At 35.8% G+C, this 16,274-nt stretch carries 14 protein-coding genes; 8 read left to right on the top strand and 6 right to left on the bottom strand.

Features of this window, described 5'->3' with window-relative positions; all coding sequences use genetic code 11:
• Window positions 1-210: 210 nt before the first annotated feature.
• Window positions 211-1,548 (bottom strand): retropepsin-like aspartic protease, encoded by a 1,338-nt coding sequence (locus tag MP478_RS01410; RefSeq protein WP_257199362.1) that lies wholly within the window; start codon window positions 1,546-1,548, stop codon window positions 211-213.
• Window positions 1,549-1,745: 197 nt separating this feature from the next.
• Between MP478_RS01410 and MP478_RS01405 the strand changes: the two genes are divergently transcribed.
• Window positions 1,746-2,741 carry an SDR family NAD(P)-dependent oxidoreductase gene (locus tag MP478_RS01405; protein WP_257199361.1) on the top strand — a complete coding sequence of 332 codons (996 nt, stop codon included), beginning with the start codon at window positions 1,746-1,748 and terminating at the stop codon, window positions 2,739-2,741.
• Between the two features lie 58 nt (window positions 2,742-2,799).
• Complete coding sequence (locus MP478_RS01400; protein WP_257199360.1) at window positions 2,800-3,615, top strand: AraC family transcriptional regulator; 816 nt, start codon at window positions 2,800-2,802, stop codon at window positions 3,613-3,615.
• 109 nt (window positions 3,616-3,724) lie between these two features.
• Here MP478_RS01400 and MP478_RS01395 read toward each other — a convergent pair whose 3' ends face one another.
• Complete coding sequence (locus MP478_RS01395; RefSeq protein WP_257199359.1) at window positions 3,725-4,843, bottom strand: acyltransferase; 1,119 nt, start codon at window positions 4,841-4,843, stop codon at window positions 3,725-3,727.
• A 183-nt stretch (window positions 4,844-5,026) separates the two neighbouring features.
• Here MP478_RS01395 and MP478_RS01390 point away from each other — a divergent pair, with 183 nt between their 5' ends.
• From MP478_RS01390 to MP478_RS01370, 5 genes are all read left to right on the top strand, one after another.
• The gene (locus MP478_RS01390; protein ID WP_257199358.1) at window positions 5,027-6,085 is read left to right on the top strand and encodes a sensor histidine kinase; all 1,059 of its coding nucleotides are present in this window, start codon (window positions 5,027-5,029) and stop codon (window positions 6,083-6,085) included.
• Window positions 6,078-6,773 (top strand): LytTR family DNA-binding domain-containing protein, encoded by a 696-nt coding sequence (locus tag MP478_RS01385; protein WP_230035826.1) that lies wholly within the window; start codon window positions 6,078-6,080, stop codon window positions 6,771-6,773. The genes MP478_RS01390 and MP478_RS01385 overlap by 8 nt, the downstream gene beginning before the upstream one ends.
• A gap of 384 nt (window positions 6,774-7,157) precedes the next feature.
• The gene (locus MP478_RS01380; RefSeq protein WP_230035824.1) at window positions 7,158-7,712 is read left to right on the top strand and encodes a hypothetical protein; all 555 of its coding nucleotides are present in this window, start codon (window positions 7,158-7,160) and stop codon (window positions 7,710-7,712) included.
• An 80-nt stretch (window positions 7,713-7,792) separates the two neighbouring features.
• Entirely contained in the window at window positions 7,793-8,497 is a 705-nt protein-coding gene (locus MP478_RS01375) for an ABC transporter ATP-binding protein (RefSeq protein ID WP_230035822.1), read from the top strand.
• An 892-nt stretch (window positions 8,498-9,389) separates the two neighbouring features.
• Entirely contained in the window at window positions 9,390-9,830 is a 441-nt protein-coding gene (locus tag MP478_RS01370; RefSeq protein ID WP_230035820.1) for a hypothetical protein, read from the top strand.
• 92 nt (window positions 9,831-9,922) lie between these two features.
• Here MP478_RS01370 and MP478_RS01365 read toward each other — a convergent pair whose 3' ends face one another.
• The 4 genes from MP478_RS01365 to MP478_RS01350 all read right to left on the bottom strand — a co-directional run bounded on the left by MP478_RS01365 (window position 9,923) and on the right by MP478_RS01350 (window position 14,868).
• Entirely contained in the window at window positions 9,923-10,723 is an 801-nt protein-coding gene (locus MP478_RS01365; protein WP_230035818.1) for a patatin-like phospholipase family protein, read from the bottom strand.
• Between the two features lie 226 nt (window positions 10,724-10,949).
• Window positions 10,950-12,893 carry a S9 family peptidase gene (locus tag MP478_RS01360; protein WP_257199357.1) on the bottom strand — a complete coding sequence of 648 codons (1,944 nt, stop codon included), beginning with the start codon at window positions 12,891-12,893 and terminating at the stop codon, window positions 10,950-10,952.
• A gap of 96 nt (window positions 12,894-12,989) precedes the next feature.
• Window positions 12,990-14,378: a dihydrolipoyl dehydrogenase gene (gene lpdA / locus MP478_RS01355; protein WP_257199356.1), complete on the bottom strand. Its 1,389-nt coding sequence runs from the start codon at window positions 14,376-14,378 to the stop codon at window positions 12,990-12,992.
• A gap of 226 nt (window positions 14,379-14,604) precedes the next feature.
• Window positions 14,605-14,868, bottom strand: coding sequence for a hypothetical protein (locus tag MP478_RS01350; protein WP_230035811.1), 264 nt, complete (start codon window positions 14,866-14,868; stop codon window positions 14,605-14,607).
• 484 nt (window positions 14,869-15,352) lie between these two features.
• Here MP478_RS01350 and MP478_RS01345 point away from each other — a divergent pair, with 484 nt between their 5' ends.
• Window positions 15,353-16,234 (top strand): hypothetical protein, encoded by an 882-nt coding sequence (locus MP478_RS01345; RefSeq protein WP_257189419.1) that lies wholly within the window; start codon window positions 15,353-15,355, stop codon window positions 16,232-16,234.
• Window positions 16,235-16,274: the final 40 nt, after the last annotated feature.

Genomic DNA, 16,274 nt, shown 5'->3' with positions numbered 1-16,274 from the left:
TTATTAAACCCTATCTTATGGCAGGAGATATTAATTATTAGCTATTTACCTTTACATGGAAAAGCCAAAAACTACCCTGCCTATGTAATCACATTCATATCCATCATATTTTGTATAAGGAACAGGTTTTTCCTGTTCATTAAAACAAATAGCACCATTTGAGTAAAATGGTGCTATTCTATTATAATTGTTCTCAATTTCCAGATATAATCAGTCAAACTTAATAAACATCTGATCAAAATTCATGGTCATTTTGTTGAATTGGCGGATCACGTCCTGGCCAATATTTCCGTAAACTGTTTCTTTATTAATTTTAGCTGTTAGCACACTTACATTTTCAAGAGGAACTTTCTTATCCAGGATATGAAAAGTGTGGTTGATCTTAAACCCTTCATATTCAATTTCCCCACCGGCTCCACCCATGCTGATTTTAGTTACCTGATACTCTTTGTCAATATTTTTTTTATTCTCCTGATAAAAAGGGGCATACAAAATGGTATGATCGGCTCCCGTATCGAATGAAAAATGCTTTCCATCGATAAAAATAAGGGGAGATAATCCGTCAATAGCCAGATTGGAGACTGTATTTATTTTCGTTTCTGTGTCGGGTACTATAAAATAATCGTCCTGCGTCAGCTGAACTTCTTTTAATGCTTCTATAACGGGAAATCCGAGGATACCATTGATCTGGTATTTGATTTGAGGAAAACTGAGTGCGCTATCTGCAAATACCAGAAAAACAGCGTTTTCCACGGTAATATTTCCGAGAACCAATTTTTTGCAGACCGCAAGATCGGCTTTAACGGAAATACCGGTAATAGCATCTACGTCAATAGCTGCCGGAATGATCTTCATATGTAAGCGTTGAGCAGCTGAAGTTGAAATCGTAGAAATATTAGCTCCTGTATCAAAAATAAAGTTCATCGTATCTTCTCCAATATTCACTTTCAGGTTTTTCAATCCTGCCCCGTCTTTTTCCATTTTCAAACGGGTTGCACCATTCAATACCACTTTCTGACGGGGCTCATTTTCCAGCGCGGTCCAGATTTTCAGATTATTCTTCAGGTCATTTTTTTCATCTTCTGTAAGCAAACTTTCATATTGTTGAAGAGTTTCCTGTACTGCTTTTTTAGCTCCGGCATAATCATACTGTTTCATACAGTTATCTTCTTTAATATGCCAGATTTTAAGCTTCAGCGAGTCTGGAAATGAAGTTTTTAAGGCTTCCAGTTCAGCTATTTTCCTGTTAGATTCTTCAGGTTTGTTAAATGCATTATCAAGCACCGCTTCTGTAAAATATTGATATTCCACAGGCAGTTTTTTCTTATGTACCGCAAAAGATGAATGGGCTTCAAAAAAATTCTTTTGCTTTATTTGAGTATATATCGTATTAAATGCTGAAGCAGATGTTTGTCCAAAACCTGTAGGAGACATAAATAGCAAGATAAATAACACTGCTGTACGTATTGTATTTATTCTTCCGAATGATTCCGTTTGTAAAAACATTCTTACATAATTTTGTGTATTCTTCATTATAATAACGTTCATTTATTGAGTTTTATCTGAATCTGCTAATTTATTAAAACTAATCATGTTTTAACGCAAAAATCATTTTAAAAGGTACCTCATCAGGCAATAGAAAATCAAATTCATGACAGTTACAACAAAGTAAATTGACTCTTACAACAAAATGAAAAAGAAAAATCCGGAATACCTTTGCTGTATACCATTAAAATACCAAAACAATGCAAAACAGTAATTATCAGGGTGCAATGCAAAAGCCTATTATTTCAGGGTTTAATGCACAGTCAACAGCAGAAGAAGTGATCAAAGGGATTGATCTTACAGGAAAGGTTGCCATTGTAACCGGAGGAAATACAGGTATCGGTCTGGAAACGACTAAAACTTTGGCTGCAGTGGGAGCAACCGTTATTGTACCTGCCCGGAACATAGAAAAAGCGATAGAAAACCTGAAGGGAATTGATAACGTAGAAATAGAGCCGATGGATCTCATGGATCCTTTGTCTATTGATGATTTTGCGGAAAAATTTCTCGCATCCGGAAGGTCTCTTCACCTGTTGATCAACAATGCAGGTATTATGTGGGTGCCACTGCGCAGAGATGAACGGGGTATTGAATCGCAGCTGGCTACGAATTACCTGGCTCAGTTCCAGTTAACAGCAAAATTATGGCCGGCTCTTAAAAGTGCTCATGGAGCCAGAGTGGTTAATGTATCCTCACAAGGACATCAGTTTGCCCCTTTCAATTTCGAAGATCCCAATTTCCTGACCCGTGAATATGAAACCCTTCAAGGATATGGCCAATCTAAAACAGCAGTTAATCTTTTTTCTCTTGAGCTAGATAACCGGGCAAGATCAGCGGGAGTAAGAGTATATTCTGTACATCCGGGGTCAATTGCCGGTACAGAATTGGGAAGAGAAGCTCCCCTGGAACTTTTCCAAAAAATGGGATTGACAGACGCTCATGGAAATATCCCTGAGGAAATACGCTCTACCTTAAAAACAATTCCTCAGGGTGCTGCCACAACAGTATGGTGTGCCATCAGTCCACAACTTAATACCATAGGAGGAGTATATTGTGAAGATACGGATATTGCTCCATTAGCTCTTGAAAACACAGTAACAAAAGGAGTAAAACCATACTCTTTAGATCAATCCAATGCCAACCGTTTATGGGACTGGAGTGAGAAAATAACAGGCATCAGATTTCTTGTGGAATAAGGCAAAACAGAACACTGCAAAATGTATTATATTTATTAATCTAAAAATATCATGAGCCATGGATCATATTTCAAAATACCTGACAAAGGAGATCAAATTATCCTGTTATGAGGATAAACTATTCAAGTCAGATCTTATGTTTGATGATCATATGCTGGTGTGGTTTATTTCCGGCGAAACCAAAATCATACAGGCAGGCAAAACTTATTACTTCCATGCCGGCGATACTTTTTTAATTCCCCGAAATCAGCTGGCTACAGTTGTCAACTATCCTAAGGATGGGCTGCCTCATAAAACCGTTGTACTGCATCTCTCTGTAGAGCGCCTGAAGCAATACTATGAAAAAATTGACCTTCCCAACCCCATACTCCCGGAACAGTGTATCTATAGTTTTAGTAACCATCCGTTACTGAAGAGCTATTTAAACTCTTTGCTGCCCTATTTTGAAATGGAGGAAACCTTTCCTGAGCATATTGCTTCTCTTAAAATGACTGAAGCTATTGCAATCCTCAGATCTGTAAATCCAGATGTAGATAAAGTTCTTACTCATTTTGATGCTCCGGGAAAAGTGGACCTTGTCAATTTTATGGAACGGAATTTCATGTTCAATATGCCTTTGGAGAAACTTGGGTATCTCACCGGTCGCAGTCTTTCTACCTTTAACCGGGATTTTAAAAGACATTTTAACAGTACTCCTCAGAAATGGCTGATTGCCAAAAGGCTTGAACTCGCCTACTACCAGTTGGCAGAAAAAAACAGGAAACCTAAAGACATTTTCCTTGAAGTAGGATTTGAAGATCTCTCCCACTTTTCTTTTGCTTTTAAAAAGAAATACGGAATATCGCCGGCCAAGCTTAAGCCTGGCTTACGGTAAAATGGACTTCTTCAGAATGGTAAGATCGCTTTTTTATTTAAAGTTTTAAATTTCTGCTGTTTTCAAATTAAATCCCCAAAAAGCACTCCTATTTGGGGATTCTTTAGTCTTATTTATGAGAGCTGTTCAACAGTCTGTATTTAAACTTAGAAAATGGTTTCTCAATTAAATACCTGTACAGCAGCCCTCCTCCAATACAGGCAAAAAAGCAGATCATAAGGCTTATATTGTCTGAAGTTTGAACTCCCAAATAATCAAGACCGGTTTGTACCATATGAATGATTCCTTTATGAGAAAGGTAAACGGCATACGATAAAGCAGCCAGCTGCGTGGTAGCATAGCATCTAACCCGGGAAAAAAATGAAGATTCAGATACAGCAGACATTACCAGTATTCCGTAACTAACAGCCACCAAAGTAAATCCAAAGACAGAAGCTTCTTTTGAAGCCTGCTCATTACAAACCCAGAATGAAACTCCCAGCAGTACCATTCCCAGGAAAAAAAGCTTATTTCCATGACGGTGAACAAACCTCTTAAACACTGATGAATACTGCATTAAATAGCCAATCAACACCCCTATTCCCAAACCGTCTAACCGGGCATAGGTCGGATAATAGATGTTCATATACCACAAACGCCAGAACTCCGAAGAATTACTATCAGCGGAAACTAAAAACTGGTTCCACATGAAGAATCTGAGTACCAGAGAAAAAGGGATCAGCAGAATAATTAAAACAGCTATATATTGAAACAGCTTGATCCGCTTTACCATCAAAAGAAATAAAGGAAGGAGAAGATAAAACTGCTCTTCGATGCACAATGACCAGGCATGGGAAAATGTACCCTGATCAATTACATTCAATCCTAAATTCTGAGTAAAGGAAATGAACTTCCATAAAGGCGGCAATGCTTCCCTCTCCCTGAAAAAAGGAAAAGTAAAATACAGCAACAGGGTAACCCCATATGGTGGAATAATTCTGAAAAAACGTTTCGTATAAAATATGTTCAGACTGATCGTTTCCTTATTTTCTATTTCTTTAAACAGCTGGCTCGATATCAAAAAACCACTTAATACGAAAAAAAGATCAACGCCCGTCCAGCCGAATCTTCCTACACTGTCAATCCAGACCGGATGCCTGAACGCCCGATAATGATACATTAAAACCAATATAATGGCCAGGGATCTCAGATGATCCAACCCGTACAACCTTTCTGACTGTTCTTTCATTTCATTTTTTTGCAAATGTTGCCAGTTTCCGGAATACTTTTTACCGTGACATTTGGAAAACAGCTAAAATGATGTCAACAGTAGAATAAGCCGTCTGAATATCAAACCATGTTATTCATCCTCAATTGATAGTCTTCAGCAACATTTTTCACCTGCTCTGTTTTAGATTTTATATTTTTGAAGATGAAAAATGAGTCAGAGGTTCATATCAGACGTACCCTATATTTCCAGTTATTTTTTTGGTCAGCTTTATTTCTGTTTGGTATTGCAAGAAATTATGGCGAATATGATGGGTTGTCTGCAGAGATCATCATTTATAATTTCTGCCATTGGATTTTTCAGATTATTGCCGCTAATTTTATTTATTTCTTTCTCTTCAGATATTTATTTGACAGGAAAAAATATCTTGAGTTTTCTGTATCCTTGATTATAAGCCTTTATCTTCTCTCGGCCATCAACAGGTTCTTTATTGTTTACATTGCTGAACCTCTTTTTATGAATGAAACGAAAGACAGCATTTACAGCATTTTTACAGATCTGAAATATCTTCTGCTTTATTATACTTTTCCTATCATCAGCGGAGCATTTATCTTTATTTCAATGATGTTTTTCATGCGCTACAAAGATGAAAAAGAGAAAGCTGCAGACCTTCAAAAAGAAAAAGCCGAACTGGAGTTACAAGCCCTCAAATCCCAGCTAAATCCTCATTTCCTTTTTAATACCCTGAATAACATATATTCGCTTTCACTCAGCCATTCTGAAAAGACTTCTCGATCTATCAGCCAGCTTTCGGATATTTTAGATTATATTTTATACAAAGGGCAAAAAAAGTGGGTATCTGTTTCTGATGAGCTGGATATTCTTGAAGATTATATTGCTTTGGAAAGTCTCCGGTACAGTACTGGCCGGTTAAAGATAAGCAGGCAGACCGTATTAAACTCCTCCAATACTATCCCACCACTTCTCTATCTCAGTTTAGTAGAAAATGCCTTTAAACATGGGGCTGGCAAAAATATTAGGCAGACAGAAATAAAAATAGAGATGGAAACCAATGCCAAATATTCGGCCTTTATAATTGAAAATACTTTTCATGAGGAACAGGCTGCTAATGAGAAAGGAATTGGCCTTCAAAATATAAAAAAACAGCTCCGGCATTATTATGATGAAAATTTTACTTTCAGAATTTCCCGGGAAAACAATATTTTTAAAGTTGAAATAATCACGCCTTCACAATATGATTAACTGTATTATAGTAGATGATGAGCCTTTGGCAGCAAAATTACTGGAGAACCATATCTCCAGAATCGATCATTTGAAACTAATTGGGAAAGCTGAAAATGCGATGGAAGCCTATAAAATAATTCAGAATCAACCTGTAGATCTGATGTTTCTGGATATTCAGATGCCTCACTTAAACGGAATTGATTTTTTAAGGTCACTGTCTCAGAAACCGGCAACTATTTTCACCACGGCCTATCGTGATTTTGCCATTGAAGGTTTTGAACTGGAAGCAATTGATTATCTCCTTAAGCCCATTACTTTTGAACGCTTTTTTAAGTCGGTAGAACGTATCCTAAGAAATACAGCGGCTCCCCAGGAAGATTTTATCATATTCAAGACTGAAGGAATGCAGCGGAAAATTTTTCTTTCAGAAATCATTTATTTTGAGAGCCAGGGAAATGACATTAAAGTAGTGTTGGCTACAAAGGAAAGTTTTATTTCAAAAAATAAAATAACAGATTTACAAGTAATCCTTATTTCCAAAGGTTTTGTAAGAATTCACAGGTCATTTTTGATCAATGCTGATCGGGTTACTGCTTTCAACACCACCGAAGTATTTCTTGGCAGTCATCATATTCCTGTCGGAAGAAGCTACCGGCAAGAGTTTGACTCTTTCATATTGGCAGTTTCAAAAAACAGATTATTGTAACCTTACTGATGAATCATGTATTATTTAAAAATGCTATCCGTTTCATAGCTTTCTTTTTCTGATTATAAAAATTAACACTTATTTTAAATAGCTTTATCTCAGATAGTCTGAAAACTAATTTTCAGTCTGTTTTTCAACACCTTACACCTGATAATTTCCGATCTGTTTTTTTCAGAGATTTAAAAAAGAGGATATGCGTGAAAAACAAATAAACACCTGATCTTCAAATCATTACTTACAACCACTATTTCATAGCTCCCACAGGCAATTCCTCATGAATATCAAAAAAAAGTATTACTTTTGTTTAAAGAATAAAAATTGTTATTTAACTTTTTTATTAGTAAGTTTATATACACCAATTTGTAAAACATTAAAATTCAATTCATGAGAAAAATAATTCTACTTATTACATGCATGTTCAGCATTTCAGTTTTCTCACAAATTAAAGTGTTGAAAAATGAGAGTTTAGTGGAAATTGGTAAAGATAATTCCGTAGGTTTATATAAAAAAGAAGATAAGTTTACCATCAATTACCAGGATCTGAACACCAGCAACCTGAATACCATCCGATCTTTCTCATTCCAAAATCTGAATGGGGATGTATCAGGGCTTTATAAACTTATCATGGAGGGCTTTGTAACAGCTATTCCCGATGAAAATATTATCCTGGAACTTCCTAATGATATTATCGAACTTCATTATGAAAAAAACTATGGTCAGCAGACACTCCAGTTTATTCAGATTATCAACAAGAACCGGAAGTATATCGGAAAATCTCAGTTTTTAACCCAAAAACAGGTTGAGAAAATTTTTGGTAAAACAAATGGTAAGTATGCATTGTATGAAAAATCGGCTGTTGTCAATTCAAAATCAGGTCCAAATACAGCCTCTACAGCAACACCAAGATCTACTGGCGGCAGTAAGAAATCAAAAAAATAAGTATAATTTAAAAATATTGTGAAACTCATTCCATCGAATGAGTTTTTTTATTTTATTTTTGCACAAAGACATTAATCATTATGCCGCTTCAGATAATCAATTTGACTAAAAAGTTTGGGGAACAAACTGCCCTTAACAATATCAACATTTCTATTGATAAAAATGAGATCATCGGCCTTCTCGGTCCTAATGGTGCCGGAAAATCCACTTTAATGAAATCCATCGTTGGTGCATTGAAAATTGACCAGGGCGAAATTATTTTTAATGGTCAAAATATTTCTGAATATGCCATTGAAAGTAAGAAAAAAATAGGATTCCTTCCTGAAAACAATCCACTTTATCTTGAAATGTATGTTAAGGAATATCTTCAGTTTGTAGCAAATATTCATAAAATTTCTGAAGCCAGAGTAGATGAAGTGATTCAGCTTGTAGGGATCACACCGGAAAAGTCAAAAAAAATAAGTCAATTATCTAAAGGATATAAGCAACGTGTTGGGTTGGCCCAGGCTATTATTCACCAACCCGATTTGTTAATTTTGGATGAACCCACTAATGGTCTGGATCCTAACCAGATTATTGAAATCAGAAATGTGGTAAAAGAAATTGGTCAGCAAAAGACGGTTTTACTTTCTACCCATATCATGCAGGAAGTGGAAGCTCTTTGCTCCCGCGTTATCCTTATTCATAAAGGGAATATCCTTCAGGACTGTCCTATTGATGAGTTTAAAGGCAAATTTAACAGCCTGGAAGAAGCTTTTGCAAGCTATACTGCTGTATCCAGCTAAGATTTACAACTTTAAATAAGAGAAATCTGCGGGAGAAATATCAACCACAAAAGTCACAAAAGATTTATACACTCAAGATTTTTAAAAGTGGCTATCACACTGCTGAAAAGTACACATAAGTTTTATGAAAATCTCTGATTTTCTTCTAACCTATATGCAGTAATTTTTAAACTTGCTTAAGTGATCTAAAGTGTTAAAATAAGCCTTTCAAACAATGGCATTGTGTCATTCAGCTGAAATCTAAACATAATATAAATCTGCTCAATCTGAGGGAGAATAATATCAACCACAAAAGCCACAAAAGATTGAAACACTTAAAATTTTTTAAGTGACTATCACACTGCTGAAAAGTACACATAAGTTTTATGAAAATCTCTGATTTTCTTCTAAAGTGAACTTACCTATATGCAGTAATTTTTAAACTTGCTTAAGTGATCTAAAGTGTTAAAATAAGCTTTTCAAACAATGCATTGTGTCATTCAGCTGAAATCTAAACATAATATAAATCTGCTCAATCTGAGGGAGAATAATATCAACCACAAAAGGCACAAAAGATTGAAACACTTAAAATTTTTTAAGTGGCTATCACACTGCTGAAAAGTACACATAAGTTTTATGAAAATCTCTGATTTTCTTGTATATATATACATTTAGATTCCTGCGGAATGACAAGGTAAATGGAAAGCCCCATCATTATCTTTTAACTTCAAGGAATTTGAAATCAGATGCTCAAATATACCAATTGAAGACTGAACATTCCCCTCCACCGGAGGGGTGGCAAATCGAAGATTTGACGGGGTGGTAAATACTACTGCCACATAGTAAACTTATCTCTGTAAAAATGGCTCTATATTTGATGAAACTCTGATTAGTAACCAATAACCTTTAAAATATGATTAAAAGCTTCTTATTAGGAACTTTCTGCCTGGCTCAGTTTTCTTTTGTATATGCGAAAGAAGTTCCGAATGAATCAAAAGACCATCATGTAACCTCTTATGCTACTTTTCAAAAAGTACCCAAAACGGTCATTATTAAAACAAAGAAATTTAAGATAAGAATTGACAAACAGCCCAACGGTAAGTATTTGTATCAATCATGGAATGCAAACGCTAAAATCACGGCAAAACCAAGCATGATCATCAGTGATGGGGAACTGGTTCCTGACGGTACGGGAGGCAATTACTATATCGTTTTTAACAATCAGGGATACACCTATCAAGTTTGGAGAAACTATCTTACTGATTCAGCCAAAAAAGCACCTTATACCCTTACTGTAAATGATGAAAATGATCAGGAAATTGTACGCGAGGACGGACAAGTAGTGAAGAAATAACTGGATCTAGTATGGATCTCAACCCATAAAGCACTGTAGTATTTCTTCATATTTTACCATATAAAATCCTGCATTGTGATGCAGGATTTATGTTATGTTCCTAATTTTTTCAGTTCCGTGTGATACTGGCTGATTTCAAAACTTTCTGAGGCCGCATTATATCCAATATCAAAAATTTCTTCCAGCCTGTCTTTTCTCCGTTCAAACATTCCGTATGTTGATAATTTCTGTGAAGTAATAAACCAGTCACAATATTCAAACTTTATTTTTTCAATCCTGTAGGAAAGCAGGTCGTAAGAACGTGAAACGATAGCTTTGATTGATTTTAGGTCATTAATATGGGTATCATGGGGTGGTGATACAAAAACTCCGATAAGCTTGTCACATTCGTCCCTGATAATGTCTGCCGGAAAATTATTAAGCACTCCCCCATCACAATACATTTCTTCATCAATGATGTAAGGCGTTGTGATTCCCGGTATAGAACAGGAGGCAATAATAGCATCTACAATTTCGAAATTTTCATCAAAAATTTTCTGTGTTCCTGAAACCAGCTCTGTGGCTACAATTTTCACTTCAATATCCAGATCCTTTAATTTCATATCATGAAAAATGGGCTTAAGATAATTCCTAAAAATGACCGAAGAAACCAATCCGGGTTGATTGAACGTAAAATGTTTCCAGTTGAAAAAATAAATTGAATTGAAGAACTCAAGAATTTCTTCTGGTGTTTTGCCTACAGCATGCAGGCATCCTACAATAGATCCTGCACTACAGCAAGAAAGGATATCTACCTCTATGTTTTTTTCTTTCAAGAATTTTAATACTCCTGCATGGGCGATTCCTTTCGTACCACCTCCTGATAAAACAAGTCCTACTCTTTCAAAATTCATAGAATAAATGTAAGAAATCGGCGTGAGAAAAACAGATTAATTTTTATAAATGTGTTGATTTTAAAATTATTTTAATAAAAAACTAGTATTTATGGTTTATAGGTTTATTTAATTTACTGGTATCATTTTTACCTTACTGTCTTCTCATTTTCTCTTGTCATAATAAAAACACTCCCATAAAAGTTTACAGGAGTGCACTGTTTTCTTATTCAGATAAAAAAATGTTTTATTTCAACAGATATTCCTGCATAAATCTAATCATGGCAAGACGTTGAAAATCGATATTTTCTTTTTTTCTAAAACCATGGCCTTCATTTTTTGCTTCAAGGTACCAAACTGTTTTTCCCTGCCCCTTTAACTTATCCCTCATCTGAATAGCTTCTGATACAGGAACTCTGGGATCATTGGTTCCCTGAACGATAAACATAGGTTTTTTAATCTTATCGATATTATTCAAAGGCGCAATTTTCGTGAAAAATTCTGCCATTTTAGGAATTCTTTCATCTCCATATTCTACTCTTCTCAGGTCTCTCCTATACTCTTCAGTATTTTTAAGGAATGTATTGAAATCGGAAATCCCCACTACATCCATGGAACATCTGATTCTGTCGGCATACTCATACGCTGTAGCCAGGGTCATAAATCCTCCGTAGCTTCCTCCTGTGATCATAATCCTGTCTTTATCCAGATCCGGTTGCACTGCAATCCAATCCAGTAAAGCACCGATATCTTTTACAGAGTTCATTCTCAAATATCCGTTATCTGCGGCAATATAGGCCTTTCCAAAGCCTGAAGACCCTCTTACATTAGGTGCAATCACTGCGATACCCATTTCATTCGGAAAATAATTGGCCTGCCCAAGTGATGTGGCCATAGACTGCCCTTCAGGACCTCCATGAATTGAAATCAGCACCGGTCTTTTCCCTGTAAATTTTGCTGGTGCAGGATAGTAGAATCCTGTAATTTTCATACCGTCAAAACTTTTCCATTCTATCAGTTTTGGAACAGCCATGTCCGTAGGCTGCATTTCTCCCTGCTCACTTTCTGTCCATTTTTCAATACTTTGAGAGGCTATATCCATTTTATAGATATCAGATCCTGAATTAGCTGCAGATTGTGAGAAATAAAGAGATTTTCCATCTCCTGAAAATTTCCCTCCCCCAATAAGGCCAACCGGAATATTGCTTACCGGTGTATATTTCTGGTTATCCGTATTCAATAAATACAGTTTGTTGATCCCACTCTCATTGGTAATGAAAGATAGTCTGGATTTATCTCTAGAAAGATCATAACCTTCTACATTCCACGGAATAGCAGTGGTCAGATAACTGATCTTTTTTGTTTTCACATTCAGAACGGCCAATCTGCTGAATTCATTATCCCTGTCTGTAATATAATAGATTTCATCAGGTTTTTTTCCAAAAGAAGCATTGAGCTGAACAATTCCTTTTTCTTTTCTGTCTGTAACAGGTTCTAATTTCTTTGTTTCTGTGTCGTAGATATACAGATAAGAATCATTGGCAGAAACATATTCTGTGATCAGCAACTTCTTATGATCATCAGAAATATCGCTGATTCCCCATCCTCCACCTTTAAGTTCCAAAACAGGCTTGGTTTCTTCGGGTCTTAGGGGATTCATATAATAGATATCACGGTCACCTCCATTTCTTTTGGTAGAGGTAAAATAAAATCCTGAACCGTCTTTTTTCCAGGTAATACCACCATTTTGGGTTCTTCCTCCATCGGTAAGCAGCTTGGATTTCAATGTCTTCAGATCTAATGTATACAGCTGCCCAAATTCGTTTCCTCCCGTATCTTTTGAGTAAACAAGGTATTCCCCTTTCGTAGGCTCGTAAGAAGCAATATTAACAGGTTCATCAAAGAAGGTAACCTGTCTTCTGGCGCCCATAGGCATAGAAATCTTATACAGCTGGTTAGTAGAGGCGAAACGGGTAACGGCAATGATTTCTTTTCCGTTAGGATGGATATCTGCCAAAGAAGCATTTCTGCTTTCAGAATATTTTTTAAGACTCTGGCCTAAACTTTTTGGGATTGGCAGAATATTTTGTGCAATAAGATTTTCATTGGGAGCTACAAATTCATTTTTTTCCTGTGCAGAGAAGAAGGCTCCTGCTAAAGCGAAAGCGGCTATGATAGATTTATTCCTCATGTTAATTTTTCACCGAAATTAGGTATTTTTAATAGAAAAACCACAGACAAAATCTGTGGTTTATAATATCAATAAAGAGTTTTGCTCTTTTGTATCTTAAATATGAATAACTTCACCGTAAGCTGCTGCTGCTGCTTCCATGATAGCCTCAGAAACAGTTGGGTGAGGGTGAATAGACTTAATGATCTCATGACCTGTAGTTTCAAGTTTTCTTGCTACAACAGCTTCAGCAACCATATCAGTTACTCCTTCACCAATCATATGACACCCTAACCACTCTCCGTATTTAGCATCAAAAATAACTTTGATGAAACCATCTGTATTTCCGTTTGCTGTAGCTTTACCACTTGCAGAGAGAGGGAATTTACCTACTTTAATTTCGTATCCTTTTTCCTTAGCCTGCTTTTCTGTAAGACCTACAGAAGCTACTTCAGGATGACAGTAAGTACATCCCGGGATATTACCATAGTCGATCTTTTCAACGTGCATTCCTTTGATTTTCTCAACACAAGTAATTCCTTCTGCTGAAGCTACGTGAGCCAATGCCTGAGTTGGGATGATATCCCCAATCGCATAGTAACCCGGTACTGAAGTTTCGTACCATTCATTTACTAAAACTCTTCCTTTATCTGTTTGGATTCCTACTTCTTCTAAACCGATGTTTTCGATGTTGGCAGCAATACCTACAGCAGATAATAGGATATCGGCTTCTAATGTAATATTTCCGTTAGCCGTTTTTACGGTAGCTTTTACTCCTTCTCCACTTGTATCAACGCTTTCTACAGAAGCATTGGTCATAATTTCAATTCCTGTCTTCTTCAGAGATTTCTCTAAGTGTTTAGAGATTTCTTCGTCTTCTACAGGTACGATATTTGGCATAAATTCTACAACAGTTACTTTTGTTCCCATTGTATTATAGAAATCGGCAAATTCTACTCCAATCGCTCCAGAACCTACAACGATCATAGATTTTGGCTGCTCAGGAAGAGATAATGCCTGTCTGTATCCGATTACTTTTTTACCGTCTTGTGGTAAGTTTGGTAATTCTCTTGAACGAGCTCCTGTAGCAATGATAATATGGCTTCCTGAATATTCAGTTACTTTACCATCTTTATCTGTAACAGAAACTTTTTTACCTTTCTGTACAGTTGCTGTACCAAGAATTACATCAATCTTGTTCTTTTTCATTAAGAATTCGATTCCTTTGCTCATTTTGCTGGCTACCCCACGGCTTCTCTGAATAACATTCGGGAATTCAAAGCTAGCTTCCACTTTATTCAATCCGTAATCTTCAGCATGGTTAATATAATGAAAAACCTGAGCAGATTTCAATAAAGCTTTAGTAGGAATACATCCCCAGTTAAGGCAAATTCCCCCTAAGTTTTCTTTCTCGATAATTGCGGTTTTGAAACCCAACTGTGCTGCTCTGATCGCAGTAACATATCCACCAGGACCACTTCCAATGACAATAATATCGTAATTCATTACTTTAAAAATTTTTATGCGAATTTAAGGAAAAATATTGGATGTTTCATGTTTCTGAAAATAGATGTAAAAATGCACCAGCAAGCTTATTTTATTTAATTTTAAATAAAATAAAAGCACAAAAAATCGCTCTTTTTCAACAAACAGCATTCAGAATTGAAAATTTCATAAAATAAAATAAGTAAAAACAGACTTATCTCATTTTAATAAGTGTAAGAAATCTATATTATTTCATACTTCTAAGTAATCGTTTCTGGCTTTGATATTTTTTATTTAAAGCTTTTAACTGATCTCTTTTCATTTGTTTGGTGGCAAGCGGATGATTCAGAATTAATTTCTTTTCAGTATTGTATCTTTTATCGAGCTCACGCATTTTGGCATCTACCAATTCGGTTTTCGACGGATGCGGCGGAAGTGGAGGATGTTTTTGGGCTGAAACATGCATTGATAAACCTACGAACAACAGGGTGAAAATAAATAACTTATTCATGATGTTTATATTTTTAAAATGATTTTAATAAATTAATTATGTTTAATTAAATTCATTTTGGTTTATAATAAAAGTGCACATATCATACCATGATCAAAAATTACAACATAGAGTTTACAATCATTAAAAAACATCAACAATAGTTTATTTATAACTGATTATTTTCATCATATTATGATATTCTAAAAATATTTAATTATTTGGGGAAGAAAAATTATCAAATAACCCTCAAAAAAACAAAAAACGTCTTTCCATGTGATCTGTGAGAGAAAATAAAAATGCATCAATCATCGTCAATTACTATCTTAATCAGTACTATAGCTATTATCTTACGATTTGGAATTTGCTGCAGACTTGTTTAAAAATAAGTCTAAAAAACATACATCACTTACATAGGAATTAAATTATTAAATTAGAAAATATGTAGCATAAAGTAAATTACGTATGTTTTTTTCATATTTTTGTAAAAAACAATTTTAAAAATATGAAAAAATACATTTCGATTCTCTTATTTGGGGCAGTAACCCTAAGTGCACAGGTTGGTATTAATACCACAACCCCCAACAGTACTTTAGCAATAAATGGATCTCTGAGAGCAGGTTATAAAGAAGTAGCTACTACCACATATGCCATTACAGCTACTGACCACTATATTACCTACAACGGAACAGGTAATACCACTTTTACGCTTCCTGTTATTGGGAGTGGAACGGCCAGCTATACAGGTAGAATTTATAAAATTAAAAATATTTCTACCTCTAACCTTACCATCCAGCCTTCCGGAGGTAATACTTTGAGGATAGACAGTACTCCTGTTCCCTCTTTTGTAGTGCCGGTAGGAGCTTACGCAGAAGTGGTGAACAATGGGAATACCACTGGCGGAACCTGGGATCTCTCTTTCACGGTTCTTCCTAAGCCAAGTAATGTGGAAATTTATGGATCTCAATTGTCTATTCCTCCTCATGGAAACGGATCACCGGGAGTTGCAGACTGGTCAAACCATACCAATACTTCTTATGATACAGGATCCGGAACGGACCTATGGTGGCTTATCAGTAAATCATCCGTAACCAATGCCCATACAGCTTCTTATTCCAATACAAGCAGAATGACCATTGTTTATGAATATCAGGGAACTCCTTTCAATGTAACCAATATGTATCCTATTCTTACAGCGGGAAATAATTCAAGTTTTCCTGATGTATTTACGGCATCATTTGTAAGTCTTGCCAATAACGGAACCGGCGGAAAGACCAGACTTACGGTATCTGTTGCCCGTATAGACTTCATTGGAGCCAATGGTACCAACAACAGTAACTGGACCGGTACATTCTTACTGAACCTTCTGTTGGCAAGAAAATACTAAAAGATTCAAACATTATACCTTCAAAAGAGCAGCATAAATC

The sequence above is a fragment of the Chryseobacterium sp. WG14 genome (assembly GCF_024586945.1).
Lineage (GTDB): Bacteria > Bacteroidota > Bacteroidia > Flavobacteriales > Weeksellaceae > Chryseobacterium.
This window is presented reverse-complemented; position numbering and strand designations above follow the sequence as displayed.

Bases quoted from the DNA above. Each gene is read 5' to 3' on its own strand.
- MP478_RS01410 (WP_257199362.1), bottom strand. From the start codon at position 1,548: ATGAACGTTATTATAATGAAGAATACACAAAATTATGTAAGAATGTTT.
- MP478_RS01405 (WP_257199361.1), top strand. From the start codon at position 1,746: ATGCAAAACAGTAATTATCAGGGTGCAATGCAAAAGCCTATTATTTCA.
- MP478_RS01400 (WP_257199360.1), top strand. From the start codon at position 2,800: ATGGATCATATTTCAAAATACCTGACAAAGGAGATCAAATTATCCTGT.
- MP478_RS01395 (WP_257199359.1), bottom strand. From the start codon at position 4,843: ATGAAAGAACAGTCAGAAAGGTTGTACGGGTTGGATCATCTGAGATCC.
- MP478_RS01390 (WP_257199358.1), top strand. From the start codon at position 5,027: ATGAAAAATGAGTCAGAGGTTCATATCAGACGTACCCTATATTTCCAG.
- MP478_RS01385 (WP_230035826.1), top strand. From the start codon at position 6,078: ATGATTAACTGTATTATAGTAGATGATGAGCCTTTGGCAGCAAAATTA.
- MP478_RS01380 (WP_230035824.1), top strand. From the start codon at position 7,158: ATGAGAAAAATAATTCTACTTATTACATGCATGTTCAGCATTTCAGTT.
- MP478_RS01375 (WP_230035822.1), top strand. From the start codon at position 7,793: ATGCCGCTTCAGATAATCAATTTGACTAAAAAGTTTGGGGAACAAACT.
- MP478_RS01370 (WP_230035820.1), top strand. From the start codon at position 9,390: ATGATTAAAAGCTTCTTATTAGGAACTTTCTGCCTGGCTCAGTTTTCT.
- MP478_RS01365 (WP_230035818.1), bottom strand. From the start codon at position 10,723: ATGAATTTTGAAAGAGTAGGACTTGTTTTATCAGGAGGTGGTACGAAA.
- MP478_RS01360 (WP_257199357.1), bottom strand. From the start codon at position 12,893: ATGAGGAATAAATCTATCATAGCCGCTTTCGCTTTAGCAGGAGCCTTC.
- lpdA (WP_257199356.1), bottom strand. From the start codon at position 14,378: ATGAATTACGATATTATTGTCATTGGAAGTGGTCCTGGTGGATATGTT.
- MP478_RS01350 (WP_230035811.1), bottom strand. From the start codon at position 14,868: ATGAATAAGTTATTTATTTTCACCCTGTTGTTCGTAGGTTTATCAATG.
- MP478_RS01345 (WP_257189419.1), top strand. From the start codon at position 15,353: ATGAAAAAATACATTTCGATTCTCTTATTTGGGGCAGTAACCCTAAGT.